Annotated in this window: 24 protein-coding genes; 15 read left to right on the top strand and 9 right to left on the bottom strand. The window is 39.8% G+C overall.

Annotation, left to right across the window (positions count from 1 at the left end):
• The first annotated feature begins 3 nt into the window (after positions 1-3).
• The 3 genes from MED121_RS03785 (at position 4) to MED121_RS03775 (ending at position 3075) form a co-directional block, all read left to right on the top strand.
• Complete coding sequence (locus MED121_RS03785; RefSeq protein WP_009832282.1) at positions 4-1071, top strand: TRAP transporter substrate-binding protein; 1068 nt, start codon at positions 4-6, stop codon at positions 1069-1071.
• Positions 1072-1166: 95 nt separating this feature from the next.
• Positions 1167-1700, top strand: coding sequence for a TRAP transporter small permease subunit (locus tag MED121_RS03780; RefSeq protein ID WP_207382770.1), 534 nt, complete (start codon positions 1167-1169; stop codon positions 1698-1700).
• On the top strand, positions 1690-3075 hold the full coding sequence (locus MED121_RS03775; RefSeq protein WP_009832280.1) for a TRAP transporter large permease subunit: 1386 nt from the start codon (positions 1690-1692) through the stop codon (positions 3073-3075). Before MED121_RS03780 ends, MED121_RS03775 begins: the two co-directional genes overlap by 11 nt.
• A 72-nt stretch (positions 3076-3147) precedes the next feature.
• Here the strand turns inward: MED121_RS03775 and MED121_RS03770 are convergent, their stop codons facing one another.
• The 5 genes from MED121_RS03770 to MED121_RS03750 form a co-directional block, all read right to left on the bottom strand.
• Positions 3148-3894 carry an SDR family oxidoreductase gene (locus tag MED121_RS03770; RefSeq protein WP_009832279.1) on the bottom strand — a complete coding sequence of 249 codons (747 nt, stop codon included), beginning with the start codon at positions 3892-3894 and terminating at the stop codon, positions 3148-3150.
• Between the two features lie 156 nt (positions 3895-4050).
• Positions 4051-6501 carry an EAL domain-containing protein gene (locus tag MED121_RS23570; protein WP_050764522.1) on the bottom strand — a complete coding sequence of 817 codons (2451 nt, stop codon included), beginning with the start codon at positions 6499-6501 and terminating at the stop codon, positions 4051-4053.
• 117 nt (positions 6502-6618) lie between these two features.
• Positions 6619-7818, bottom strand: coding sequence for an MFS transporter (locus MED121_RS03760; RefSeq protein WP_009832277.1), 1200 nt, complete (start codon positions 7816-7818; stop codon positions 6619-6621).
• Positions 7819-8078: 260 nt separating this feature from the next.
• The gene (locus MED121_RS03755; protein WP_009832276.1) at positions 8079-8948 is read right to left on the bottom strand and encodes an enoyl-CoA hydratase-related protein; all 870 of its coding nucleotides are present in this window, start codon (positions 8946-8948) and stop codon (positions 8079-8081) included.
• Between the two features lie 9 nt (positions 8949-8957).
• A complete protein-coding gene (locus MED121_RS03750) occupies positions 8958-9821 on the bottom strand; it encodes a 3-hydroxybutyryl-CoA dehydrogenase (RefSeq protein ID WP_009832275.1) in 864 nt (287 codons plus the stop codon).
• A gap of 187 nt (positions 9822-10008) precedes the next feature.
• Between MED121_RS03750 and gcvA the strand changes: the two genes are divergently transcribed.
• The 9 genes from gcvA to MED121_RS03705 all read left to right on the top strand — a co-directional run bounded on the left by gcvA (position 10009) and on the right by MED121_RS03705 (position 19144).
• Positions 10009-10917, top strand: coding sequence for a transcriptional regulator GcvA (gene gcvA / locus MED121_RS03745; RefSeq protein WP_009832274.1), 909 nt, complete (start codon positions 10009-10011; stop codon positions 10915-10917).
• A 300-nt stretch (positions 10918-11217) separates the two neighbouring features.
• On the top strand, positions 11218-12033 hold the full coding sequence (locus MED121_RS03740) for an enoyl-CoA hydratase-related protein (RefSeq protein WP_009832273.1): 816 nt from the start codon (positions 11218-11220) through the stop codon (positions 12031-12033).
• A gap of 3 nt (positions 12034-12036) precedes the next feature.
• The gene (locus MED121_RS03735; protein WP_009832272.1) at positions 12037-14151 is read left to right on the top strand and encodes an acetate--CoA ligase family protein; all 2115 of its coding nucleotides are present in this window, start codon (positions 12037-12039) and stop codon (positions 14149-14151) included.
• Between the two features lie 200 nt (positions 14152-14351).
• Entirely contained in the window at positions 14352-15974 is a 1623-nt protein-coding gene (locus MED121_RS03730) for a BCCT family transporter (RefSeq protein WP_009832271.1), read from the top strand.
• 132 nt (positions 15975-16106) lie between these two features.
• On the top strand, positions 16107-16556 hold the full coding sequence (gene soxR / locus MED121_RS03725) for a redox-sensitive transcriptional activator SoxR (protein WP_009832270.1): 450 nt from the start codon (positions 16107-16109) through the stop codon (positions 16554-16556).
• 128 nt (positions 16557-16684) lie between these two features.
• Positions 16685-17140 (top strand): MarR family transcriptional regulator, encoded by a 456-nt coding sequence (locus MED121_RS03720; RefSeq protein WP_009832269.1) that lies wholly within the window; start codon positions 16685-16687, stop codon positions 17138-17140.
• Positions 17141-17293: 153 nt separating this feature from the next.
• Positions 17294-17719, top strand: coding sequence for an organic hydroperoxide resistance protein (locus MED121_RS03715; RefSeq protein WP_009832268.1), 426 nt, complete (start codon positions 17294-17296; stop codon positions 17717-17719).
• A 210-nt stretch (positions 17720-17929) separates the two neighbouring features.
• Complete coding sequence (locus MED121_RS03710) at positions 17930-18475, top strand: GNAT family N-acetyltransferase (protein WP_009832267.1); 546 nt, start codon at positions 17930-17932, stop codon at positions 18473-18475.
• A 36-nt stretch (positions 18476-18511) separates the two neighbouring features.
• A complete protein-coding gene (locus MED121_RS03705; protein WP_009832266.1) occupies positions 18512-19144 on the top strand; it encodes a LysE family translocator in 633 nt (210 codons plus the stop codon).
• Positions 19145-19166: 22 nt separating this feature from the next.
• Here MED121_RS03705 and MED121_RS03700 read toward each other — a convergent pair whose 3' ends face one another.
• Genes MED121_RS03700 through MED121_RS03690 form a run of 3 tightly spaced genes read right to left on the bottom strand, consistent with a single transcriptional unit; the run spans position 19167 to position 20594 of the window.
• Entirely contained in the window at positions 19167-19724 is a 558-nt protein-coding gene (locus MED121_RS03700) for a hypothetical protein (protein WP_009832265.1), read from the bottom strand.
• A complete protein-coding gene (locus MED121_RS03695) occupies positions 19717-20346 on the bottom strand; it encodes a class I SAM-dependent methyltransferase (protein ID WP_009832264.1) in 630 nt (209 codons plus the stop codon). Before MED121_RS03695 ends, MED121_RS03700 begins: the two co-directional genes overlap by 8 nt.
• A gap of 32 nt (positions 20347-20378) precedes the next feature.
• The gene (locus MED121_RS03690) at positions 20379-20594 is read right to left on the bottom strand and encodes a hypothetical protein (protein ID WP_009832263.1); all 216 of its coding nucleotides are present in this window, start codon (positions 20592-20594) and stop codon (positions 20379-20381) included.
• Between the two features lie 609 nt (positions 20595-21203).
• On the opposite strand from MED121_RS03690, the gene MED121_RS03685 reads away from it, so the two are divergent.
• Together MED121_RS03685 and MED121_RS03680 are read left to right on the top strand one after the other, a co-directional pair.
• Entirely contained in the window at positions 21204-22421 is a 1218-nt protein-coding gene (locus MED121_RS03685) for a sensor histidine kinase (RefSeq protein ID WP_050764521.1), read from the top strand.
• 5 nt (positions 22422-22426) lie between these two features.
• Positions 22427-23107: a response regulator transcription factor gene (locus MED121_RS03680; RefSeq protein ID WP_009832261.1), complete on the top strand. Its 681-nt coding sequence runs from the start codon at positions 22427-22429 to the stop codon at positions 23105-23107.
• Positions 23108-23128: 21 nt separating this feature from the next.
• Here MED121_RS03680 and MED121_RS03675 read toward each other — a convergent pair whose 3' ends face one another.
• Positions 23129-23803, bottom strand: a complete 675-nt coding sequence (locus tag MED121_RS03675; protein ID WP_036178664.1) for an NAD(P)H-dependent oxidoreductase — start codon at positions 23801-23803, stop codon at positions 23129-23131.
• Between the two features lie 153 nt (positions 23804-23956).
• Between MED121_RS03675 and MED121_RS03670 the strand changes: the two genes are divergently transcribed.
• Positions 23957-24841 (top strand): LysR substrate-binding domain-containing protein, encoded by an 885-nt coding sequence (locus tag MED121_RS03670; protein WP_009832259.1) that lies wholly within the window; start codon positions 23957-23959, stop codon positions 24839-24841.
• Positions 24842-24879 lie beyond the last annotated feature (38 nt).

Below are 24879 nucleotides of genomic sequence, written 5' to 3'. Positions count from 1 at the left end.
TCTATGAAGAAGTATATTCAAGCTATGGCAATGACAGCTGGGCTAACCTTAGTTGCTACCTCAACAGGGTTACAGGCAGCGGATAAAGTAAAACCTGTTTTACTTAAAACCCCCATTGCTTTTGGCTCACACTTGCCCGCGTTAGGTAGCCCAATTAAATGGGTTGAGCAGCAGTTACCTTTGATTTCTGCAGGTAGTGTACGAATGAAAATTTATGAGCCTGGTAAACTGGTTGCTCCTCTAGAAATTTTGGATGCAGTATCCAGTGGCAAAATTAATTCAGGTTATGCTACAGCGGGTTACTGGGCAGGTAAAATGCCAGCGGCAAGTCTCTTTTCTTCTATTCCATTTGGACCAGAAGCCCCTGAATTTATGGCTTGGCTCTACTATGGCAATGGCCTAAACCTGTATCAAAAAATGTATGATGACGCGGGTTACAATGTGCATGTTGAACCCTGCGCTTTGATTTCTCCTGAAACATCAGGCTGGTTTAAAAAAGAAATACATGATGTGTCTGATTTACAAGGTTTAAATATGCGTTTCTTCGGCCTAGGGGGCGAGGTGATGCAAAAACTAGGGGTATCAACATCCTTGATTTCGGGTGGCGAAATTTTTGGTGCCTTAGAAAAAGGGGCAATTGATGCAACTGAATTTTCACAACCTGCAATCGATCAACTATTAGGTTTTTATAAAGTTGCCAAGCATAACTACTTCCCGGGTTGGCACCAACAGGCGACATTATTTGAGCTTTTAATTAACGCTAAAACCTGGGACAAAATGTCAGAAAGTCAGCAGGCTCAAGTTTCTGCGACCTGTAAAGCATCAATCACTAACTCTATCGCAGAATCTGAGTTCATTCAGTTTGAGGCCATGATTAAAAATCAGCAGGAGCGTGGTGTTGTTATGCATACCTGGTCTGATGAAATGTTAAAAACTTTTAATACGGCTTGGGATGAGGTTGTCATTGAGCAATCGCAAGATGCAACCTTTGATACTGTTTATAAAGATTTAGCTGAATTTCGAAAGAACTATGATGTTTGGGCTCAAAGAGCCTTTATTCCTAGAACTTAGACTCTAATTCAACTCCATTTGCGCCACTTTACTCCAATTAAATGCGAATAGCATTGGGGTTTAAGTGGCATTTTTTTATGCATAAGGAGATCTTTATGGCAGATGCTAATAAAGCCCTTGTCGTTGCGGACAAGTTAGATAATTGGGTTATTACCTTAGGGAAAGGGATTTCAAGCTGCTACGCCTTGCTAATAATTGTCATTATTGTGCAAGTGGTCTTAAGGAAAGGCTTTCATGCGGGGCTGATCAGTCTTGAAGAAATACAATGGTACCTTTATGGCACAGGTGTCATGTTTGGGATGTCCTACGCTCAAGCGCTGAACACTCATGTTCGAGTGGATCTTTTTTATAATAAATTTAGTAAAAACAAGCGTCACCTAGTTGAAATAATTGGCATTATATTTTTGTTACTTCCTTTCTTAAGTCTGATTTTTTATCACAGTCTTGATTTTGTTTATGATTCTTTTCGTACCATGGAAAGCTCTGCTGCCCCCGCAGGATTGCCCTACCGATGGGTGATAAAAGCCGTGATTCCTTTAAGTATTGGCTTGCTTTATATCGCCGTGATAAGCCGTTTATATCGTGAGTCGGTTTTATTGATAACTGGGGAGAGCAAAGATGCCATTTAATGAAATATTAATTTTGTTAATGTTTGCCAGTTTTATTGGTCTACTTATGACTGGCTTTCCTGTTGCTTGGGTTCTAGGCGGCGTTGGTGTGTTGTTTGCCATTGCGGGCTACTACTCAGATTTATACCTAGATACCTTTACCGGCATTGATTTTCTAACGTTAGGTTTAGTGGTTAACCGCATTTTTAAAATTATGGATAATTGGATTTTGGTGGCTTTGCCCATGTTTATTTTTATGGGAAATATGCTGGATAAATCCGGTGCTGCTGAAAACCTGATGAAATCCTTCCAAGAGCTTTTTGGTCGAGTAAGAGGCGGCCTTGCGATTACCGTTATCTTGATAGGTATTATCTTGGCGGCATCGACTGGCATTATCGGTGCGTCAGTTGTATTGCTGGCGGTTATCTCTTTGCCTGCTATGCGTAAACAAGGCTATTCAGACCAAGTTGCGCTAGGCACTATCGCAAGTTCAGGTACCTTAGGAATATTGATACCACCAAGTATTATGTTGGTGATTATGGCTGATCAGATTGGCTTGTCTGTGGGTGATTTATTTATGGGCGCTGTTTTTCCAGGTTTATTACTCGGTGCTCTTTATATTATCTATATCTTAGCCAGTGGCTACTTTCGACCGAAAACTATGCCTCTGCCAGTAGCAACAGAACCTGTCACCTTTGCTCTTTGGATGAGAGTGATTAAAGCAACCTTACCCACCATGATGTTAGTGCTCTTGGTGCTAGGTAGTATTTTTGCGGGTTTCGCGACACCAACCGAAGCCTCTGGCGTTGGCGCCGCGGCGGCAATTTTATTAGCATTATTTAATCGCCGTTTATCTTGGTCTGTATTTAAAGAGTGTCTTTATAATACCTTTAATGTGAGTGGCTATATATTTGCGATTTTCATTGGTGCTTCTTTATTTGCCTTGGTGTTAAGAGAGTTAGGTGGCGATGAATTTATCGAATCTTTTTTAACCTCTTTGCCTTTTGGTCCTTATGGCATAGTGCTCTTCATTCTCGCTTTTATTTTCTTGTTAGGATTTCTGCTCGATTGGATTGAAATTACCCTCATAGTCTTGCCTTTAGTTGCACCTGTTATTAGTGCATTAGACATAGTGATTGAAGGGTATGGGGTGATTGATAACCCTGAACTTGTGTGGTTTGTCATGTTAGTTGCGGTGACATTGCAAACGTCTTTTTTAACACCTCCAGTCGGTTTTGCCTTGTTTTATCTTAAAGGTGTATGCCCTGCTGATATTAGCCTTTCAACCATTTATAAGGGGGTGTTTCCCTTTATTCTTTTACAGCTGATTGGCTTGATGTTAATTCTGATGTTTCCAGCATTAGTTAACTGGTTTCCTGCCTTTATTTATCAGTAATGCATGAGTTATTAAGCGTAAAAAAGGCCCTTATCATTGTTTAATAAGGGCCTTTGTGTGTCATTTGAGAGGCTAAATACGAGTGGCTCCATCGACTTCAATGACGCGACCACTGAGGAAGTCATTTTCGAAGATAAAAGACACGGCCTGAGCTATTTCATATGGGGTCCCCATACGTTTTAATGGCGACATTTGTGCTGCCATATCATAGGCTTTTTGCGGCATTTGAGCCGTCATTTCTGTTTCGATGAAACCGGGCGCTATCGCTCCGGTACGAATATTAAACTTTGCGAGTTCTTGTGCCCAAGCGGTAGTCATAGCCACGACACCGGCTTTAGCCGCACTATAGTTTGTTTGACCAAAATTCCCCGCGCGACTGATACTGGAAATATTGACGATCACCCCCCCATTACCTGACTCTATCATGTGTGATGCCGCTTCTCGTCCACACAAAAAGACACCACTTAGATTCACATCGATAACAGATTGAAATTGTTCTAACGACATCTTACTGATTTCACCATCACGGTATTTAACCAGTAATCCATCCCTCAAAATGCCGGCATTATTAACTAAACCATCTATCCGTGAGTAATCTTCTTTTATTTGATTAAATAGGGCTTCAACTTCCGCTTCGTTTGCCACGTTACAACTGTAGCCTTTGGCATCTGTAATTGTGGAAGCAGCATGGGTAACACTTTCTATATCGATATCCACAAGGGCAATTTTCGCCCCTTTATCTGCTAGGTACTCTGCCATAGCAAAGCCTAAACCTCGTGCTGCACCGGTAATAACAATGACTTTATTATTAATATCCAAGTGACTTCTCCTGTGTTTGTAAATGACTAATCGAGTCTTATTATTTTTATAGCATCAAAAATATGATCAAAAACAACTGAAATTTAGTTTAATCACTCTATCTTAAAAGCAACATAGTTCAAAAGTAGGGTAATAACGAGGGAATTTAAATCCGAATTAAATTTTATTCTGCCCTAATTTGTTGTTTGAAGACATGAGTTTAAATTGCTCTTTAGATGAATTACTTGATTTTAGCAGGGCCTCGAAGGCCTGTGCTGGCATGGGAGATGAGAAAAGATAACCTTGCCCATAATCACAACCTATCCCCATTAATAATTGTCTTTGTTCTTCCGTCTCTATACCTTCAGCAATCACAGATAGCCCGAGTTTGTGGGCCATAATAATGATCGCTTCACATAATTCTAATGGTTGGGAATGTTGGCTCAGATGCTGAATAAAACTTTTATCTATCTTGATAAAATCGATATCAAATTTATTCAGGTGAGTGAGAGATGAATAGCCTGTGCCAAAATCATCTAGAGCGACTTGGATGCCCTGATGACAAAACTCAATTAATTTTTTTTCAATGTTTGTGTTTTCTTTCATCATTAGGCTTTCTGTGATTTCAATGATGATATTTTGAGGTGGAAGGTTAAGGCTCTCTAAGTGCTCAAACCAAGAATCTAAACTGGTATTTTTATGCTGATACTGGGCTGGGGAGGTATTTATGCTCATGGTAAGGTCTAGCTGTAACTTATCCATCCACTGCTTTAATTGCGAGCTAGCCGTTTTAAATACCCAATCACCAATTTCAATAATATGGCTTGTTTCTTCTGCAATTTTAATAAACTCAAGCGGCATGGTGATGCCATGTATTGGGTGATTCCAGCGAATTAAGGCTTCTGCCTTTTTAATATCGCCAGTATTAAGTGACACGATTGGTTGATAATGGAGCTCAAATTCATTGTTTTTTAGCGCGCTTCTAAGGTCTTGTATAACTTGCATCTTATAGAGAATATCTTGGTGCAATTGTTGTGTGAAAATTTGATATTGATTACGACCTAAGGCTTTGGATGAATACATGGCTTCATCTGCATACCTTAGTAAGGTGTCACTTTTGCTTGTGTGTTCTGGATAGAGGCTAATCCCGATACTAGCTGAAATATAAAGGGATTCTTTATTAATACTATAAGGCGCAGATAGGGACTCTAAGATGGTTTGGGAGAGTGTTTCTATTTCTTTATAAGAGGTTAAGTTCTCTGCAATGATGGTGAACTCATCACCGCCTAATCGAAAAATACCGAAAGTTTTGTTCACGGTTTTTACTAATCGATTTGCCGCTTCAATTAAAAGCTTATCCCCGACATCATGGCCATAAAAATCATTGATCGCCTTGAAATCATCAAGATCCAAATATAAAAGTGCGACAGTTAGCTTGTCATGCTTTGCCTTATCTAATGAGCTTTTTAGCTCGTTTTTAAAATTTCGTCGATTGGGTAAATTGGTGAGGGAGTCTAAGTTCGCTTCTTGCCAAATGATATTTTTAGCATTTTGGCTTTCTAATAAGGCGAGATCCAAACGGCGGTTAATTTTTAATAAGTAGAAAGCAAGTGTGGAAACACAGACTAGGATAATAGCGGCAATCCAAAGCGAACGATAAAAAACCGCAAGTGCCACTTTAGGATTGGGGTCGTATAAAAAAGGGTCTAGTTTAAAATCTTGTCCCAGCATATTTAAGTCCTGATAAGTCTCAACAATATGCTGCCAGCGTTCTAGGCTAAAATACCCCATTTCGACTAATAATGGTTGGATTAGATCATCCATATTATCAGCCTGGTATCTTAAAAAATCATAGGAGGTTTGATTATTGTATTTTAATAAAATCAGTTGAATGATCTCTTCTTTGTTATTCATCGCATATTCCCAGCCTTTGATACTGGCTTCTCGAAATGCTTTTACTCTTTTTGGATGCTCTTCTATTTGGGATTCTGATGTGTATAGATTATCGCCGTAAAAATCGATATCTAAGATTCTTGGGCTAAAGCTTTTGTAGTAGAGGTTTGCTTTTTCAAGGTAGAAAGGCTCATCAGTACTATAAGCAGAGATAAGATCCACCTTTCCATTGATGAGGTCATTCGGATCAAAACTGTGCTCCACAAGAGTCATCTGGTTAATATCAATATTGGCTTTTTTAAGAAAAGCGAGTATCTCAGTATTGCTGAGTTCAAGCATGGCTGAATTATCTTGAATACTATGGATGCCTTTAGTGAAATCTTTTTCTAGGGTTAAAAATACCAGTGGAGAGTGCTGAAAGATAACACTTAGCATCACAATGGGCTTACCTGAGTTTCTCTCTTGAAGGAGTGAATTATCACTGACACCAAAATGCGCTCTGCCATCAAGAACAGGCTTTATTACATCTTGTCCTGGCGTGGCAGGAATAATATTTACCTCTAACCCTCTTTCCTTATAAAAGCCTTTTTCCTTTGCCGCATAATAACCAGCAAACTGAAATGTATGTTTCCATTTCAACTGAAGCGTTACTTCTTCTAAGGCCAAGACACTCGGCGCATATATTAGGGAAAGAGAAGCCAAAATAAATAACATGTATAAAGGGGTTTTGCTCAATGGATTGTCCTTTTCTATCGACCTTCGGACTTCAATTTAACAGGTCGTTTATTGATCATATAGAAAAGTATAATCCTTAATTATAAAAAGTGAGGTATTTTCGATGATTAGCGCGATTTAGGTTCCCTTGCTTGCAGGTGCTATTTTTTCATCTGTTTGATAGAGGTTTAACATCAAAATTGCTGCCAATAGCAGTATTAAACTGGCAATACTAAAGCCCAACTGAGTTGCTTCATAATGGCTTAATAGGGCAATCAAAATATAGCTAATACTCTGACAAAAAGTACTAAACATATGTAGCACGCCTTCAATGCGCCCCCTCTCGTTGAGATCTATTTCATGGTGCATTTTATTCATACGGCTAATACGATTGACCGAATTAAATAGACCAAACAAAAGTGCAAAGCCAACAATGACCCATGCCGCACTAAATAAGGATGAGGCAAAGAGAGTCAAAGCAATGAATGTAATACAGGCCATCATGAGCTTTTCCGCTAAATATTTGATAAGCAGTTGGCGGATGATGAACCCAGAGATAAGCGCGCCTATGCCAAAACTTACTTTCCATGCGGCAAACCAATTGGCGCTATAACCTTGCTCGTAAAAATAAATAGGCACTAACTTCACTAAAAATGTAAGTACTGGGTATGAGAGGCATGAAAGGGCTAAAAACATCATTAGTTGTTTTTGCTTTAAAAAAACCTCCTTTATTTCAATCACTTGTTTTAAAAAGCTCGCTTCATGTTGAAGACCTAGCTTTCTTCGATAGGGCATAACGCCATAGCTAATAGCACTAATAAAAGACGCAATAAAAGCAATGGTTGCGAATTCCAACATTCCCCATCGTGCAAGTAATACTATGCCTGTAGCACCAGCTCCCAGCGTCGTTATCTGCATAATAATTTCTTGGTAACTGGTAATTTTTGGGTACTCATCGGCTGCAAAGTTTTCTTGTACAAAGGCGTTATTTGTTTTCCAAGCCACATCACTTGAACACCAAAAAATGATTTGTGCAAAGATAAGTGTGGTGAGGTTTCCTACTAGATAAAAGAAAAAGATCAGCACGACAAAGGCTGTCATGGCTTGAATAGTTTGTGTGATAAAGAGAATCGCTTTACGAGAGTGTCTATCGATTAAAGTGGATAAGATAGGACTTAAGCTAAAAGAAACCAAGGTACAGGCTAAAGTGCTCAATGCCACTATACTACCATTTTGCGTTTCTTCTAGCATGATCCAAGGTAGAGCCAGCATAAACATGCCAGAAGAAATACCATCAAAAAAACGCCCAGATAAAAAGCTTATATACTTAAATGACATAAGGTGCCCTTGGTATCCATTAAAAGTATGCTAAGCATAAAAGCTCAGGTTAACTTGAGGTAAAGGCTTTTTTCTCTATTTTGATTATTGATTAACTGCATAGCGAAACTTAAATGAGTTTGAAGTTAGGGCAAAAGTCAGTTGTGATAAGAAGAGGAATTGTATTGTGAGAAGGGCGAGGTGAGCTTATAAAAAAAGAGCGCCAAACTCGGTTTGACGCTCAAAGCCACTCTCTATAACAGGATTTTCTTTAAAGCCAATTAGCTCGTTTCTTGGGGGGCACGAAAGCTAGCTTGGCTTTTATCAAGAAAGGCCTGCATAGCCACCTCTCTGTCATTACCTGCAAAGGTGAGAGCGAAGGATTGACTTTCTAAAGCCAGGGCTTGATCAAGCGGTGTGTTTATTCCTTGATGCATGACCTGTTTAATTGCTGCCAGTGCATAAGGGCTTTTGTGGGTCAAGCTTTTAGCAAGCGCTAACCCTGCGTCTGCTAATGTTTCAGTGGTATAAACATGATTTACAAGGCCAAGTTTTAACGCCTCATCACTCTTAATATTGCGACCTGTCATGACGAGCTCTAGGGCCAAGTTAAGCCCTATTTTTCGAGCGAGTCTTTGGCTGCCACCAAAACCAGGCAAGATAGCAAGATTAACTTCAGGCTGAGCGAAACAGGCTTTGTCTGACGCTAAAATAAAGTCGCAACCCAGGGCAAGTTCGCAACCGCCACCTAAAGCATAGCCATTTACCAAGGCGATAACAGGGACCTTAAGTTGGCTAAAACGGCTAAAGGTTTGGTTGCCAAAGGCTGAAAAAGCTTCTGCCTCTTGAGCCGTTAGCTGCTTCATATAAGCAATGTCAGCCCCTGCGACAAAGGCTTTTTCACCGGCTCCTCTGATAAAAAGCACACGTACATCTGTACTGCTTTCTATTAGATCTAAGCAAGCATTTAACTCTTCAAGACATGTTAAGTTAAGTGCGTTTAACACTTTAGGTCTATTGATACAGATCTGATAAATGCCCGCTTCAAGACGTTCAAGGAGGATTGTTTCAAAGCTTGAGGTTATTGTTTTGATCTCTGTTTCAATCCCTGTTTGAGGGTTTTGGTCTAAATGACTTTGATTTGATTGCATGGGCTAATCCTAGGCTGTTTTCTTTAGATATGAGTAAAAGCCTTGGCCAGATTTACGCCCGAATCGACCCGCACTCACCATTTGCACAAGCAATGGGCAAGGGCGATATTTACTGTCCTTGAAACCGTCATATAAAACTTCCATTATGCTCAAGCAAGTATCTAAACCAATTAAGTCTGCCAGTGCCAAAGGCCCCATTTTATGGCTCATGCCAAGCTGGCTAATGGTGTCTATCTCTTCGGCACTTGCCACCCCTTCATAGAGACAGAAAATAGCTTCGTTGATCATGGGGATCAAGATACGATTAGCAGCAAACCCTGGAATATCTTCAACTTTTACAGGGTTCTTCCCTAGGTTTTCCATTAGTGCAAAGCAAAGGTTAAAAATGTCGCTATTGGTTTGGAGGGCAGGAATGACCTCTACCAGTTTCATCTGAGGAACAGGGTTCATAAAATGCAGGCCAATCACACGCTCAGCTCTATGGGTGGCATTGGCTAGCTTGCTAATGGAAATGGAAGACGTATTTGAGGCAAGGATACAGCTGTCTTTACAGATACCATCAAGCTGTTTGAATAGATCAGATTTAATCTTTTCATTCTCAACGATGGCTTCTATCACCAAGTCGGCATTGGCAAGAGCTGAAAGGTCCTGATGGCATTCAATACGCGTTAGGGTTATCTCTTTTTGTTGTTGGGAGATCTTCTCTTTATTCACTAGAAAATCTAGATTTTTATTGATAGTGAAGAGTGCGGCTTCTAATGCAGCGGCGTTTAAATCACAAAGTTTAACCTTGTAGCCTGCTTGAGCAATGACTTGAGCAATACCATTTCCCATTTGCCCAGCGCCAATAACACCTACCTCTATGATCTGCATTTATACCTCCAATAGATAAAAATTATGCTCTAATTATTTTTTGCTGAGTGTGGTCATCTTCAAGGAGGGAGTAAATTGAAAATAATTTTATGACCTGTCTAAAAAACTAACCAGTTTATTTTTTTGTTTAATTCGTCTAGTTTTAGCTTAATTTTTAAAAAACTCTTTTTAGAGATGTGAATTAAGTATGAATAGAAAATTACCTTCACTTAAATCCTTACGGGTTTTCGAATCAGTTGCCCGAAACAAAAGTTTTCGCAAAGCGGCAGATGAGCTTTGTGTGACACACTCTGCTGTCAGCCATCAAATTAAGCAATTAGAGCAAGAGCTAGATGTTTTCTTGTTCCAGCGTAATGGTCGTTCTATTAACCTGACTAAGCAGGGCGAGTTTTTATACCCTGTGATTAACGATAGCTTTGACAATATTGCTGAAGCCGTTGCTAGTCTCAAATCTGCTAGCAAGACAAAAACCTTAACCATTCAAACCTATGTGACTTTTGGAACGGTTTGGCTAATCCCTAAACTCAATGATTTTCAGGCAAAATATCCTGACATTCGAGTGCGGATATCCATTTCATTTGTGGATGTGGATTTTGATAAAGATGATGTCGATGTGGGCATTATAATGGGCGATAAAGCTTGGTCTCACCTAGATTACACCTATTTATTTGATATGGAGATCTTCCCTGTTTGTTCTCCTAAGCTGGTGGCAGAAGGCAAATTGAATAAACCAGAAGACTTGGCCAAGTTAGATTTAATCACAGTCGAATTAGCCCCAGATGATTGGCCAACTTGGTTAGAAAAAGCGGGGGTTGATCCTCATGTTATCGATTCAGGACCTGTGGTCGATAATTATTTACAAGCGTTAGAAATGATTTATGAAGGGAACTCTGTGGTCATGGCGAGGGAGTCTTTCGCCAAACGAGATTTAGAAACTGGGCGTATTATCAGGCCTTTTGACTTCTCAGTCATGGAGGTAGGAAGCTGGTACAGCGTTCACCCTAAACAGCAAAACCCTAAGCCAGAAATACAACTTTTTAACGATTGGCTCGCCCAAAAAATCCGTGAAGACTCAAGCTTTATGGTCAAAGAGTAAAATAATAAGAGGCTAAAATCAGATTTTAGCCTCTTATTCAGCTCCATATTAGTATTCGCTTATCCTCTTTTTTGCCCTTCATGATTCTTCTTTAATCCTTGTTTTCTTGTCTTTATTTTCTAAAAAAATAACGCTTAGGCAGGTTTTTTACGCTTTTTAATGGTTAGTTTTTTTAACCTTTTTTCATATTTTAATCAATTTACACTGACTCAAGCATAAGCGCAGAATCGGGGCATAAAAAGAAGCATACTCAAAAAAGCTTGAGCAAGTGCGTAAAGTTAACCAGCTTAGGAAATCACTATGCCCCAATCAGTGAGCTGTCAAAAAATTGGAAGAGTGTTAGAAATAACCCTCAACCGCCCTCCGGTAAATGCCATTAATCTTGCGACTAGCACAGATCTTTATCAGGCTTTTAAACGTCTACAAGAAGACGATGAGTTATACGTCGGTATTATTACCAATGCTGGTGGTCGCTACTTTAGTGCCGGTTGGGATTTAAAGGAATTCGCCGATAAAGGTGATGAGTTAATGGAATCGGCAGATTATGACTTAGGCCCAGGTGGTCTTGGTGGTATGAGTGAATTTTGGGGGCTTAAAAAGCCTGTCATTGCTGCTGTCACAGGTAGTGCCATTGGTGGTGGCTTTGAAATGCTACTCAGCGCTGATGTCATTATCGCTGCAAAAGAGGTTGAGTTTTGGCTGCCTGAAGCCAAGTTAGGGTTCTTGCCAGATGGTGGTGGGATTCAGCAATTACCTAAGCGCCTGCCTTACAACCTAGCATCTGAATTAATTCTGACAGGCCGTAAATTAGGCATGGAAGAAGCCAAACATCATGGTCTCGTTTCCCAAGTGTTAGAGACAGATAAAGTCTTGGCTAAAGCCCATGAAATGGCGGCTCAAATTGCTGAAGCGGCACCGCTTCCTTTACAAGCCATGAAAGAAATTATGGCCTTATCTGTGTCTCTGACCGTTGAAGAGACCTTTGTGCAAACTCGAAAAGCCTGGAAAAAGGAAAGTGACCTGCCTCTTTTCGAAAAAATGCTGCACTCAGAAGACTACCTCGAAGGCTCCCGTGCCTTCTCAGAAAAACGCCCACCAGAATATAAAGGACGCTAACTTATGACACTTTCAAATACTCATTATCTAGATCGATTACTAAAGCCAGAAACCATTGCCCTTGTTGGTGTTTCTCCAAGAGAAGGTACAGTGGGCAATGACATGCTAAAGGTACTGCTAAGTGGTGGTTATAAGGGGCAAGTTTTTCTCGTTAACCCAAGATACGATGAGATAGAAGGGCACAAGTGTTTCGCTAGCTTATCTGATATCCCAGTAGCGATTGATATGGCTGTATTAAGTGTGGCGAGCCATAGAATGGAGCCGCTTTTTGATGAAGCGATTAGCTTGAATATTGGCGGGGTGACTATCTTCGACTATTGCAAACTCGAAGAAGAAGCGAGTCCAACCCTTCTGGAGCGCCTTTCTTATAAAGCTAAGCAAGCTAATATGCCTATCTGTGGCGGTAACTGCATGGGTTATTACAACTTTGATAATGATGCCTATATTAGTTTTCAATCGCCTGGTGAGCGTAAAGCGGGTCACATTTCTTTGATTGCTCATTCTGGCTCTATCTTTGTACTACCGACATCAAATGATAGACGCTTCCGCTTTAACCTTGTGGTATCTGCAGGGCAAGAAATAGCGACGTCCCTTGATGAGTATATGGACTTCGCCCTAGAGCAAGAAAGTACCCGTGTCTTAGCCATCTTTATGGAAGCCATTCGTAACCCTGAAAACTTCGTCAAAGTATTAGAGAAAGCCAAGCGTAAAGGCATTCCCGTTGTGGTAACGAAAGTTGGCCGTACTGAAGTGAGCGCACAACTAGCAGCGACTCACTCAGGTGCTATCGCTGGCAATAACACAGCTTATGAAGCCCTATTCAAAAAGTACGGCGTGATAGCCACAGATTCACTTGATGATCTGATGACGTGTGCTCAGATTTTGTCTCAAGGGGGAGATCTTGGCGCAGGTGATCTTGGTTATATTGGGGACTCAGGGGGGTTAAGGGAGCTATTTGTTGATACTGCTGAAGAGCATGATCTGACCTTTGCTAACTTGACTGACGACACCATGAATAAGCTCAAGCAAAGGTTGCCATTGGGATTAGAAGCGGTCAATCCATTGGATGCTGCTGGGCCTTTTACCCCTGATTATGCGGAAGTTTTCCGTGATAGCGTACGTTACATCATGGAAGATCCAAATGTGGCTGTGGGTGTGTTTGAATTTGAAGCCCGTGATGAATTTATCTATATGCCTGAATTCATTGAAATTGCGAAAGAAGTAAAACAGTACTCAAACAAACCTTTTATTGTGCTGAATACCTTCTCACTAGCGCTAAATGCTGGGATTGCTGAAGACCTGATGGATCATGATATCCCGCTTGTAAATGGTGTCGAAAATGCGGTGAAGGCAATTGCGAATCTTTTTGCGAATCGTGATCAGCAAGCAGATAGTCATACACCAGCAGAAAACATAAGTAATCCTGCTCGCAAAGAAAAATGGCATGCTCGTTTAGCAACAGGCTTACCTATGAGCGAAACAGACAGCTTAAATCTATTAGCGGATTACGGTATTGGTATTGCCAACCCTCAAGAAGCCCACACCCAAGAAGACACGCTAAAAGCCGTTGAAACCATGACTTTCCCAGTGGTCCTTAAGACCGCAGAACCCCATATTCATCATAAGTCAGATGTAGGCGGCGTGAAGCTTAACCTCAACTCTAGCACTGAAGTGAGTGAAGCCTATGATGATCTAGCTAATCGTTTAGGTTATCGCGTGACAATTGAACCTATGGTGGGTCAAGGCACAGAGCTTGCCTTTGGCATGGTAAACGATCCGCAATTTGGCCCTATGGTCATGGTGGGAAGCGGTGGTATTTATATCGAAGTCTTAAAAGACAGAGTTTTCTCACTTGCGCCATTTGATGAAATAGAGGCAATGGCCATGATAGATAGTTTACGAACTCGTCCCTTATTAGCCGGAGTGCGTGGTGCTAAGGCTGCAGACCTTAATCAACTCGCAAAACAACTGGCTAACTTTTCACACCTAGCAGCAGATCTTGGTGATGACATTAGCGAGATAGATGTTAACCCCATCATAGTCAATGACAAGGGCAGCATTGCTGTCGATGCTTTGGTTATCGCCAAAGAGGTCGATGCTGAACAGAGCGCGGCTTAATCGAATTAAGCAAACTTTTAATTCAATTATTAACTAAAAAAATGAATTAGTTATCACTGATCACCTTAGGTTTTCAGGCGTACTTTTTGTTGCCTGAAAACCCTGTTGAAAGTGGTTCAATGAGCAGTAGATAGATGGATTGAATAAGCACAAAGGAGAGTGCGCTGCTTACCAAAACATAATAAAAACAAGGTATTTATATGAAAAATCAATCAAACGAGGTGGTCATAGACACGGCCCAAGATGGCTTTTATAAGGGGTTTAATCACGTAGTGACCTTAACCTCTAAAATGCTAATCATGGTGCTTGTGCTTTGGGCATTGGTTTTCCCCGATCAAGCCAAAGCGGTTCTATCTAAAGTTAATGCATTAGTACTTGGAAACTTTGGTACTTATTACATTTATGTCATGGCATTTTTTGCCATAACGGCCATCGCATTAGCTACGGTACCTAAGGTAGGTAGTATCACCTTAGGTGGCAAGGGGTCGAAGCCTGAGTTCTCTCGCTTTTCTTGGATCTCTATGATGTTTGGTGCCAGCATAGGTGTGGGCATGCTGACTTACTCAACCGGCGAACCGATTTATCACTTTGCTAATAATCCCGATATTATCCAAGGCTTGGTACCTGCCAAACAGAGTGAAACTCTAGAATCAGTTTATCGTTATAGCTTCTTACATTGGGGCTTTTCTGCTTGGGGAATATACGCACTAGTGGGTCTAGCCTTAGCTTATTTTGGCTATAACAAAGGGCTTCCTCTCACAATACGATCTGTTCTGACACCATTATTTGGTAATAAACTGAATGGTACTTTTGGGCATGTGGTCGATATTACGGCGGTTTTAGCGACCATTTTAGGCATTGCTGTCACCATAGGTTACGGGGTTAGCCAATTTGCTTCAGGTGTTTACAATATTACCGGTGCGGATTGGATCATGAGTGATGGCGCACCAACCATGACAGCGATGATAGTAGCCTTAGTGTTTGTTATGGCACTTTCTACCTTGTCAGCAGTGAGTGGTGTGGGTAAAGGCGTAAAGTGGCTAAGTAATATCAATATGTCTTTATCTGGTGTTCTGTTACTCTTTTTCTTGATTTTCGGTTCAAGCTTTTTAGCGATAGAGTTACTAGGTAAAGGTACAATCGATTACCTGATTAACTTTGTTTCTATGGCAGTCAATGTAGAAGAAAAAGGCACAGCGCTTGGCGATTGGCAGGCGGGTTGGACAATTTTCTATTGGGCATGGTGGATTGCTTATGCGCCGGCGGTAGGGATCTTTTTTGCACGTATTTCTAAAGGAAGAAGCATTAGAGAGTTTGTATTAAGTGCGACCTTAATCCCATCATTTGTCTGCTTTATTTGGTTTACCTTTGTCGGTGGTACTGCTTTAGATCTTGAGCTTTCAGGGTTAGCAGAAGGTAAGATTTTAGGCGCTAATATTTCGGCACAAATTTATGAAACACTGAATGTGCTGCTGTCAGAAACGGGTGCTAAATTAATGTCGGCCGTGATTGTCGTACTTTTGATGACTTTCTTAGTGACCTCTGCCGACTCTGCTATTTTGGTGGTAAATACCATTAACGCTGGCGGTAGTATGGCGCAAACTCCTCGTTCGCATATTATCGTTTGGGGCGTATTCTTGACGGCCTTGATCGGCGCACTATTAATTGCAGGTGGTTTAGGGGTGATTAAAACAGCCATGATTATCGGTGCTTTGCCTTTCTCTGTGATCATGGTGCTGATGACGATTTCCTTGATCAAAGCATTGTTAAGCCACAAAGTCGAAAGCCAAGATACGGATGAAACTTTGTTAAAATCTACTTAAACGACACGCTTATAGCCACTTAGTTTTAAGCAAGATAAAGTGAGCGAATAAGAGTCTAAGCGGACACCTGTTTCTTATCCTGGGCAGGTGTTTTGCTTTTTAAATAAACATAAAAAATAAAAGGGAAGCTTTATGGCATTAAGTGTGGGAGAGGTAGCAAAGCGTGCTGATGTAAAAGTATCCACCTTGCACTTTTATGAAGAAAAAGGCCTGCTTAAAAGCTGGCGCAATACAGGTAATCAAAGACGCTACGATAGAAATGTTTTACGCCGTATCGCTGTGATTAAAACAGCGCAAATGCTCGGGATGAGCCTATCTGAAATAAAAGAAGCCATGGATCATTTACCTTCAGATCATGCTCCGAGCAAGTCTGAATGGCAGGATATGGCCAATGCTTGGCAAGCTGCCCTAGATAGCAAGATTGCAAAGTTACAGGCATTAAGAAATGAGCTAGATAGCTGTATTGGTTGTGGTTGCCTTTCTATGACCCAGTGTAAACTTCGTAACCCAGATGACAAACTGGGAGAAGAAGCCAGTGGCCCCGTATTATGGGAGCAATCAGAGACTCCTCCTAATAAGTGAAAGGGCGCCTTATTAAAAAACGTCACACAAGACTTGATTTTAAATAGTGCGCTATGTATATTGCACAACAAGCTTGATAAATAAGCTGATTTTAAACCTTATAAAGAACTATTAATGAGAGAGTTTAAGTGAAAGATGAAACTTCAATAAAAGCGTCCGCTCCTGAGCTTGATGACTTATTGTGCTTTTCACTTTATTCAACCTCATTGGCAATGAATAAGCTGTACCGCAAGCTGCTTAAACCATTAGATATTACTTACTCTCAGTATCTGGTTTTAGTGACTTTGTGGGAGCAAGACGAGCAGGCGGTAAATGCCATTGGCGAGCGCTTGTATTTAGATTCTGCCACACTGACTCCCTTATTAAAGCGCATGGAAGCCAGTGATTTAGTGACAAGAAAGCGTGCTTTACAAGATGAGCGAAGTGTCATCGTCTCTCTAACGCAAAATGCAAAAGAGATGGAAGCTAAGGTTGCCAGCATAATGGAAAAAGCCAAGTGTGCCGCCAACATGGATATGACAGAGTTTAAAGAAACCAAAGACAAGTTAGAAAAGCTAAGAGATAACCTATTGAAAAATATGTAATACCTCTAAGTCAGTATGACTAAATCTTTGAGATAAAAGCTAAGGAAGAAGTAAAAACTTCTTTTTTTAAAAATACAAAAGTAGTGCGCTATTTAATAGTTGGCTACTTTTAAATATAAATGACGTTAATTAATCAAAATAGAGGATAAAACCATGAAATTAGAAAAAGCAGTGTATACCGCATACGCAAGTGCAACAGGTGGTCGTGAAGGTCTGGCTCAATCTGATGACGGCAAACTGGATGTTGTATTATCTACGCCAAAAGAGCTCGGTGGTGCTGGTGGCGACGGGACTAATCCAGAGCAAATGTTTGCAGCAGGTTATTCTGCTTGTTTCCTAGGTGCGCTTAAGTATGTTGCAGGCCTAGAAAAAGTCGCGATTCCTGATGACACCAAAGTTTCTGCAAGTGTGGGTATTGGCCCTATCCCAACAGGGTTTGGTATTGAAGCAGCGATCAGTGTTTCTATCCCTGGCCTAGATAAAGAAACCGCCACTAGCCTAGTTGCAAAAGCGCACGTGGTTTGCCCCTACTCAAACGCCACTCGCGGTAACATCAATGTTGATGTAAGCGTTGCTTAAAGCAAACTCTCTAGGTTCATTTTGAACCTGTAGAAAGTTTAGAGAACCTCAGCTTGTCTGGGGTTTTTTGTCTTTTAAAATATGAAACAACACGATGAAACTGCCGCAAATCTTCAATCAAATCTCGCTTAATCTTGTCACTATGCCTAACAATAAATGGCCAGACTCAAATGGCTTTAACGAAAACTGGCGAAGAAAATAGTGAATAAAATGATTAGACCTGTTACTCCAAGTGATATCTCAGAACTAGTTGATATATGGCTCACGGCTTCTATCAAGGCTCATAGCTTTGTTGACGAGCAAGTATGGCATTCTCAAGTCGAGGCGATGCGAGATATTTATCTTCCTAACTCAGAAACTTATGTTTATGAAGAGAATGCTAAAATAGTTGCTTTTTACTCTCTCAATGATGATCAGCTAGCCGCAATTTTTGTTGCAATAGCGTCTCAAGGTAAAGGTATCGGGCAGCAGCTTATTGTCCATGCATTAAAGCAAAGAGATAGTTTGAGTTTGTCTGTGTATCAAGAGAATCAGACAAGTATTCTATTTTATTTAGGGCAAGGCTTTAGTATTAAAAGTGAGCAAAAAGACGAGTTTACAGGTCTCCTTGAGTACACAATGACAAAATCGAGTGAGTTACTTGAAATAGTCGCTTCAAGCATTAGGTTATTGATAAAAAATAATGAAAATAAAAAGTGTTTTTTCGCTCACTTGTATCCTTCTTATACAAAAAGCGTAGAATCTGTGGGCTATTGAATAGGATTAAACCTTAGTCAACAAAGAGGGATAAGTATGGCATTTGAAGTTTGGTTAATGTTCAGTGCAGCAGCATTTTTAAATGTAGTGAGTCCTGGTCCTGCAATCATACTGGCAATTTCGAACGGTGTATCTTGGGGTTATAAATCTGTCCTTGCAGCGGCGCTGGGAAATATCATGGGGATATTCATACTCTCTTCTATTTCTATGTTGGGTTTAGGCTTAGTACTAAAAACTTCAGCGCTTCTTTTTACTATCCTTAAGGTTTTAGGGGCTTGTTACCTTGTCTACCTTGGGATTAAAAAGTTTAGAAGTAAGGATACCTTCTTTGTTGAATCTGAAGAGGAGCAGGCAGCTAGCGTTAAGATCAACTACTTTGCCAAGTTCAAAGAAGCCTTCATGATCGCCATGACTAATCCAAAAGCGATTCTCTTTTTTGTTGCTTTCTTCCCTATGTTTTTGGATACCAGCTTAGCGGCATTCCCACAGTTTATGATAATGACACTTACCTTTATGGCGCTGTCTTTTATAAGCCTCGCAAGCTTTGGTTACCTAGCGAAATCCGTTCGTCATTGGTTTAAAAATGTGAGTCTAGTAAAAATCTTCCACCGTGTTACAGGCGGCATTTTTATCGGATTTGGTGTGGCGCTTTTACAGGTTAAAAACTGAGAGCCCATCATAGAGAGAAGCTCTAAAAATAGTTAGCTAGAAATTCAGTGGCCTTGCCAATGACAAAAATTGGTAGGGCTGCTACGAGCACACCTAATAAATATTTGAAAGGAGAGAGCAGCTTTCCTGAACCAAATGTCATTGCTATCCCTCCACCTCCGCCCAGTAATGTGTTACCAGGCATATTTATTAAGAATGCAAGTGCTACAACAGGGTTGAATCTGTCTATATGTGTTAATACTTTTGAATGGATGAAGAAATTTTCAATCTTTTTATCTTTTCTTTCTGAAAAATAACGACCAATTAAAAAAGGGATTATTAAGCCAATGATTGTAGAAAAATAAATTATAGAAGAACTCTCGTTACCTAGTACAATTAAGAGGCAGAGGGCAATTTCTGCTGAAGGTACATATGGGATCGCTAATAAAATAATGTATAAAATTAAAATAGCAGAAAAAATTATCTGATTCGCTCTTACTTTTAGCATGAGATTAGTAATACTTTCTGAGTTTTGACTGAAAATAAAACTAATATAAAGTGCTGTTAATATGAGCATTAATTTAAAAAGAAAATTAATCATTATAACTTTCTCTTCTCTGAGCTATGATGAATATACTTGTCTTGTCTAATTTCCAAAACCGCATTACTTTAAAATTTTTTGCACGTATTATTTTTATGAAATCCACTTCATTTTGATATTCTAAATAAGGTGCTAGCCTTAATATTTGAGCAAATGATAATAATGCTTTGAAAGGGAACGGAATGTCTTTTAGTAGTATTAAATTCAGGACTATGTAGCCTTTATAGTTTACGGCATTAAGCATTGACTCTAGTACATCTTCAGCATTCTCTATGAGGTGTAAAACACTATGTGCCATTACTATATCGTAGTGTCTATAAGGTAAGGAGAGTGTTTCAATATCTTTAAGGATAAACTCTACTTTATTTTTCTTATTGTCTAATCTTCTATTGGCTATTTTTATCATTTCTTCAGAAAAATCATAAGCGGTATAACTATAAGCCTTACTCGAAAGCTTAAGGGCAGTGGAGCCTGTTCCACAGCCAAGTTCAAGTATTGATGATTCAGGTCTGATTAATTGACTAATTTGATCAAGTTTTGAATTATAGTTTTTTGGCCTTTTTACTGGAGATTTGTAATAGTGATTTGAAAGTCTGTTCCAAAAAGCAGATTTATTTTTCATTATTATATTCCCTTTTAAGTATTACCTTAAAACTATCTAGCGCATTTACAAGAGGTCTCAATACCTCCAATAAATAATAAAGGTGAACCAATTCCACCGGAGCTGCTTAATTCACTAATTTCAGGATGATTCTCACAGACATTGCTACAAGCCATTGCTGCCTCAGTAAAATACTCATGTTTGTTCTGATTCGAGCTACAAGCTATTAAAAGCAGAGAAGCAAAAGGCAAAATAAAAAATTTTTTCATTTTTCATTCCTAAATTTTAATGTTTTATTTGGGTTCTAGTGTGACTTTTAGTCGTTATGACTTAGATGGTAAGTTTATCAATTAGCTTTTTTGCTTCATCCGCCTTTTGTATGAAATTAGATCACCAAAAAGGATGATTTTAATTTTATGTCTAGAGGTAAGGGAGATAGATAGGTGGCGTCTAAATGAAAGTATAATCTCGAGTAAATCTGATGATGAAATCATTAGAAGAGTTTGAGCCACAGAAATGTCAGGCGCCAAATTTTAGTAAATAATAAAGGTTGTTGTATTGGCTTAAGTTGGGAAGAAACTGAAATAATGTCAGTGTTGTGAAGCCTATATAAAAGTTTCTTTTCATCATGAATGTCCTAATCTTGAGTTTTAGATTTTCATTTTTTATATGTTTATAAAGGTGATCTTACAGGCAAGTTAGGCTGTTATTGATCCGCCAATTAGGTGAAATTAGTTCATCCAAAAGTAGTAGCTTTATTCCTTATTAATGAAGGCATCTTTAGGTTTATGAGAGAAAAAATCACTATTTAGGAGGATTTAGTTAAAAAAATTATCTTGTATGATTTACCTTCTTGCTCAATGTTCACAGGTATACAAATGTCAAAGAAAAAAGAGACAGAGACTCCACAATATTCAGTGCCTAGCTTTATTCCTATTAAAGGACCATTTGCACGCTGGCCGAATTTGAGTGAAGTTGTTTTAGCTATTTGTGTTTTTCTGGCTTCAGTCTTTGTTTCTTCAGAAGGGGATGGCGATGAGGTCATTATTAGAGCCTTGGACGAAACGCCAGCCTTGCTCCTTATTCTGTTGGCAATTGCTGCTATTTCTCTTTACTGGAGAAAAGAACATCCATTAAAAGTGCTAGCGGTTACGCTTCTTATGATGGCGATAGCAACTGCTCTAGGGCTTTCTTTTGATTTCTTTGGCGTTCCAATTGCCTTATATAGTGTTGGGAGGTATGAGATAAGAGATAAGTTAAGTCAGTTAGGTGGTGCTACGATTGGGTTGATAGGGCTCATCTTAATATTTGATAAGAATGAAACACTGACAGATATGGGCTTCTCTTTTATCTTTTTATTCCTTTCTTGGTATATAGGGAGAAGAGTACTAGCAAGGCGTGAATACTTGCAGCTATTGCAAGAGATAGCAGAGCAGCTTGAGAAAGATAAAGTTAATGATGCGAAGAAAGCGGTAGAAGAAGAAAGGGGACGGATTGCAAGGGAGCTTCATGATGTTGTGGCTCATCAAGTAAGCTTAATGACTGTTCAGGCTGGGGCTGCAAAAATAGTGTTTAAAAAAGAACCTCAAAAAGCTATGAAGGCAATGGACGCCGTAGAGCATGCTGGTCGAGAGGCGCTGATTGAGTTGAGGCGTTTACTTGGTGTTATCAGGCCTGATGAAGAGATGTGTGAGTTAACACCTCAGCCAGGGTTAGGTGATGTCCCTAACTTAGTTAAAAAATTTTGTAACGCAGGTTTAGTTGTGACGATGGAAATGCCTTCTTTAAATAAAGTTCTGCCGGTGAGTATGGACTTAACAATATATCGTATTATTCAAGAGTCTCTTACTAATGTATTAAAACATGTTGGTAAGAAGGCATCTGTGCATGTCTTTGTTAAATGTAATAAAACTAATATACAGATAGAAATTAAAGATGAGGGTCTGGAAGAAAAAGAGAAAGTACCAGAAAGGTCAGGCTATGGGCTTATGGGAATGAGAGAAAGAGTCATGTTACTAGGTGGTACGCTTGAAACGAAAAAGCTAGATCAGGGTGGTTTTCAAGTTAAGTGTTATTTGCCTTTTGAGCAGGAATAAGCAGCATGAGTATACGAATTGTTATAGTTGATGATCAGGCATTGGTGAGAAGTGGGTTGTCTATGATCCTTGATCATCAAAGTGATATTGAGGTTGTCGCTGAATGTGCCAATGGTCTAGAAGCAATTGAAGCAGCAAAGAAATACATCCCTGATTTAATTTTAATGGATATTCGAATGCCTGAGATGGACGGTTTGTCTGCAACCTCAGCTATTCTAGGGGATTTAAATATACAGACTCGCATCGTAATTCTGTCTACCTTTGATTTAGATGAATATATTTATCGTGCATTAAGAGAAGGTGCAAGTGGGTTTATTTTAAAAGATACCCCTCCTGATGAGCTAGTTGCCGCTGTCCATGTGGTTGCTCAGGGTGGAGCTTTGTTAACACCATCAATCACTAAAAAGCTGATCGGAGCGTTTGCTGAGTTAAAGCCTTCTCATACAAATGTAACAGGGCATATAGATAGATTAACGACACGAGAAAAAGAAATCTTAAAAAACCTAGCACTTGGCTTTAATAATAGTGAAATAGCCAGTCGTTTATTTATTGGTGAATCAACCGTAAAAACTCATGTATCTAGCTTACTAAGTAAGCTTGAACTCAGAGATAGAGCTCAAGCTGTCATTTTTGCTTATGAAAATGGTGTTATTCGAGTTGGATCACATAACCAAGTTAATGAATGATTAAGTAAATGTTCTCACCCATTAATGAGATAGCCTTTCAACAAGTTTTGAAATGGCTTCTTCTGCCTTGTTAAGTGATTCAGTATGTCTTTCATCATGAAACTCCTGATACTCTGAACCAATTTCATAGACGCTTTCGACGCCTAAATAGTGACTCAAGGTTTTGATGTGAGGTCCTAGGTGATTCATGTTTTCTCTTATGCCGCCTGCTTCAAAACCGAATTCGCCAGAAGAGGTGAGAAGCACCATGGTTTTTCCTGATAAGCAGGGCTCTAGTGGAAAGTCTCCTCGCTTAAGGTCGAATGAGAAGGTTTTGTTCACTCTGATTACTTGATCGAACCAGGCCTTTAATACTGCCGGCATACCGTAGTTGTACATGGGCGTTGAAAGCAAAATGATATCTGCTGAAATTAACTCGTCTATCAAGGTATTTGATAGGGCTAGTTTAGCATTTTGTGCTTCTGTTCTTTGTGCGTCTGGGGTGAAGGCGGCTTCTATCCAAGCTTGATCAATAAAGTCTGGTGGACCCATTGTTAGATCTCGATAGATGAATTCCGTTTTGGGTTGTAAGGCTAGCCATTGTGTTTTAAACGTGTGGGCAAGCTTCCTTGAAAGTGAATTATGTTTCTCTCTGGATTTATCGAAATGTCTCGCACTGGTATCTAGATGAAGTATCTTAGGGCTTTTTGATTGCATGCTTTTGTCTCCTTTTGGCTTTTCTCTGTTTAGAGTGTCATCTGGCTTTTTTAGGCCTGATTAATGTGTACTTATCTTGGGGTGATATGTTTGCTTTGACAAAAGGTGAAATTTTTCTTATAGATGAGATATATTCATCCATATAAGTGTTTTATGTTTTCTCATTTACCCCAACTAAACAGTATTCGTGTGTTTGACTCGGCCGCGAGGCTGAAAAGTTTTAAAGAAGCTGCACTTGAGCTTAATGTGACGCCAACGGCGGTTTCTCATCAAATAAGGGCTTTAGAAGAGAGGCTAGGCACCTTATTGTTTGAACGTAAAACGCGCCATATTCTTCTGACTCCTGAAGGGGAGAAACTAGCGCAAGTCGCCCATCAATCACTGACACAGATAGCGACTGTGTTTGAGGAAATTTCAGGTCAAAAAACACGCCTTTGTGTGAGTACGACGAGCTCGTTCGCTGCCCAGTGGTTAGTTCCAAATCTTGAAGGCTTTTATCGCTTGTATCCAGATCTTGAAGTGGTGATTAAAACCGAAGATGCGCTAGAGGATATAAGCAAAGATAGGCGTATTGATTTGGCGATTCGTTATGGCGAGTTTGAGGCTAAAGACAAAACCGCTACTAAGCTTGTCACCGAAGAGTTTGGTATGTATGCCACTGGCCCTTATATCAAGGCATTTCCTGATCTTGAGAAAGCCTCTTTACTTGAAACGAAATGGAAGAACCCAAGCTTAAAGCCTATGACATGGCAGGGCTTCTTTGAGCTCGATGATGAGGCGAGTCATAGGCTTAATATTCGCGCTTATGATCAAGAGCATCATTTGATCCAAGCAGCATTAGCTGGGCAAGGTGTTGCACTGGTTAGTTCGTTGTTGATTGAAACGGCTTTAGAGCAAAATTGGCTTGAACCACACCCAAAAGGAAAGTCATTAGAAGGCTTAAGTTATTATGTGCTAACGCAGAGTGAGACTGAATCGAGCAGAAAAACGCTTTTGTTTAAACAATGGTTATTAGATGTGCTAAAAAAGGAAGGTTAGCTTAAAAACAGAAAACGCCCTCAGCTGAAAGCGTTTAC

Source organism: Marinomonas sp. MED121 (assembly GCF_000153025.1).
Classification (GTDB): Bacteria; Pseudomonadota; Gammaproteobacteria; order Pseudomonadales; family Marinomonadaceae; genus Marinomonas.
This window is presented reverse-complemented; position numbering and strand designations above follow the sequence as displayed.

Coding starts and splice junctions, on each gene's coding strand:
- MED121_RS03680 (WP_009832261.1), top strand. CDS start 22,427: ATGAGTATACGAATTGTTATAGTTGATGATCAGGCATTGGTGAGAAGT.
- MED121_RS03675 (WP_036178664.1), bottom strand. CDS start 23,803: ATGCAATCAAAAAGCCCTAAGATACTTCATCTAGATACCAGTGCGAGA.
- MED121_RS03705 (WP_009832266.1), top strand. CDS start 18,512: ATGGCATTTGAAGTTTGGTTAATGTTCAGTGCAGCAGCATTTTTAAAT.
- MED121_RS03670 (WP_009832259.1), top strand. CDS start 23,957: ATGTTTTCTCATTTACCCCAACTAAACAGTATTCGTGTGTTTGACTCG.
- gcvA (WP_009832274.1), top strand. CDS start 10,009: ATGAATAGAAAATTACCTTCACTTAAATCCTTACGGGTTTTCGAATCA.
- soxR (WP_009832270.1), top strand. CDS start 16,107: ATGGCATTAAGTGTGGGAGAGGTAGCAAAGCGTGCTGATGTAAAAGTA.
- MED121_RS03780 (WP_207382770.1), top strand. CDS start 1,167: ATGGCAGATGCTAATAAAGCCCTTGTCGTTGCGGACAAGTTAGATAAT.
- MED121_RS03690 (WP_009832263.1), bottom strand. CDS start 20,594: ATGAAAAAATTTTTTATTTTGCCTTTTGCTTCTCTGCTTTTAATAGCT.
- MED121_RS03755 (WP_009832276.1), bottom strand. CDS start 8,948: ATGCAATCAAATCAAAGTCATTTAGACCAAAACCCTCAAACAGGGATT.
- MED121_RS03740 (WP_009832273.1), top strand. CDS start 11,218: ATGCCCCAATCAGTGAGCTGTCAAAAAATTGGAAGAGTGTTAGAAATA.
- MED121_RS03685 (WP_050764521.1), top strand. CDS start 21,204: ATGTCAAAGAAAAAAGAGACAGAGACTCCACAATATTCAGTGCCTAGC.
- MED121_RS03695 (WP_009832264.1), bottom strand. CDS start 20,346: ATGAAAAATAAATCTGCTTTTTGGAACAGACTTTCAAATCACTATTAC.
- MED121_RS03775 (WP_009832280.1), top strand. CDS start 1,690: ATGCCATTTAATGAAATATTAATTTTGTTAATGTTTGCCAGTTTTATT.
- MED121_RS03735 (WP_009832272.1), top strand. CDS start 12,037: ATGACACTTTCAAATACTCATTATCTAGATCGATTACTAAAGCCAGAA.
- MED121_RS03715 (WP_009832268.1), top strand. CDS start 17,294: ATGAAATTAGAAAAAGCAGTGTATACCGCATACGCAAGTGCAACAGGT.
- MED121_RS03760 (WP_009832277.1), bottom strand. CDS start 7,818: ATGTCATTTAAGTATATAAGCTTTTTATCTGGGCGTTTTTTTGATGGT.
- MED121_RS03700 (WP_009832265.1), bottom strand. CDS start 19,724: ATGATTAATTTTCTTTTTAAATTAATGCTCATATTAACAGCACTTTAT.
- MED121_RS03785 (WP_009832282.1), top strand. CDS start 4: ATGAAGAAGTATATTCAAGCTATGGCAATGACAGCTGGGCTAACCTTA.
- MED121_RS03730 (WP_009832271.1), top strand. CDS start 14,352: ATGAAAAATCAATCAAACGAGGTGGTCATAGACACGGCCCAAGATGGC.
- MED121_RS03710 (WP_009832267.1), top strand. CDS start 17,930: ATGATTAGACCTGTTACTCCAAGTGATATCTCAGAACTAGTTGATATA.
- MED121_RS03750 (WP_009832275.1), bottom strand. CDS start 9,821: ATGCAGATCATAGAGGTAGGTGTTATTGGCGCTGGGCAAATGGGAAAT.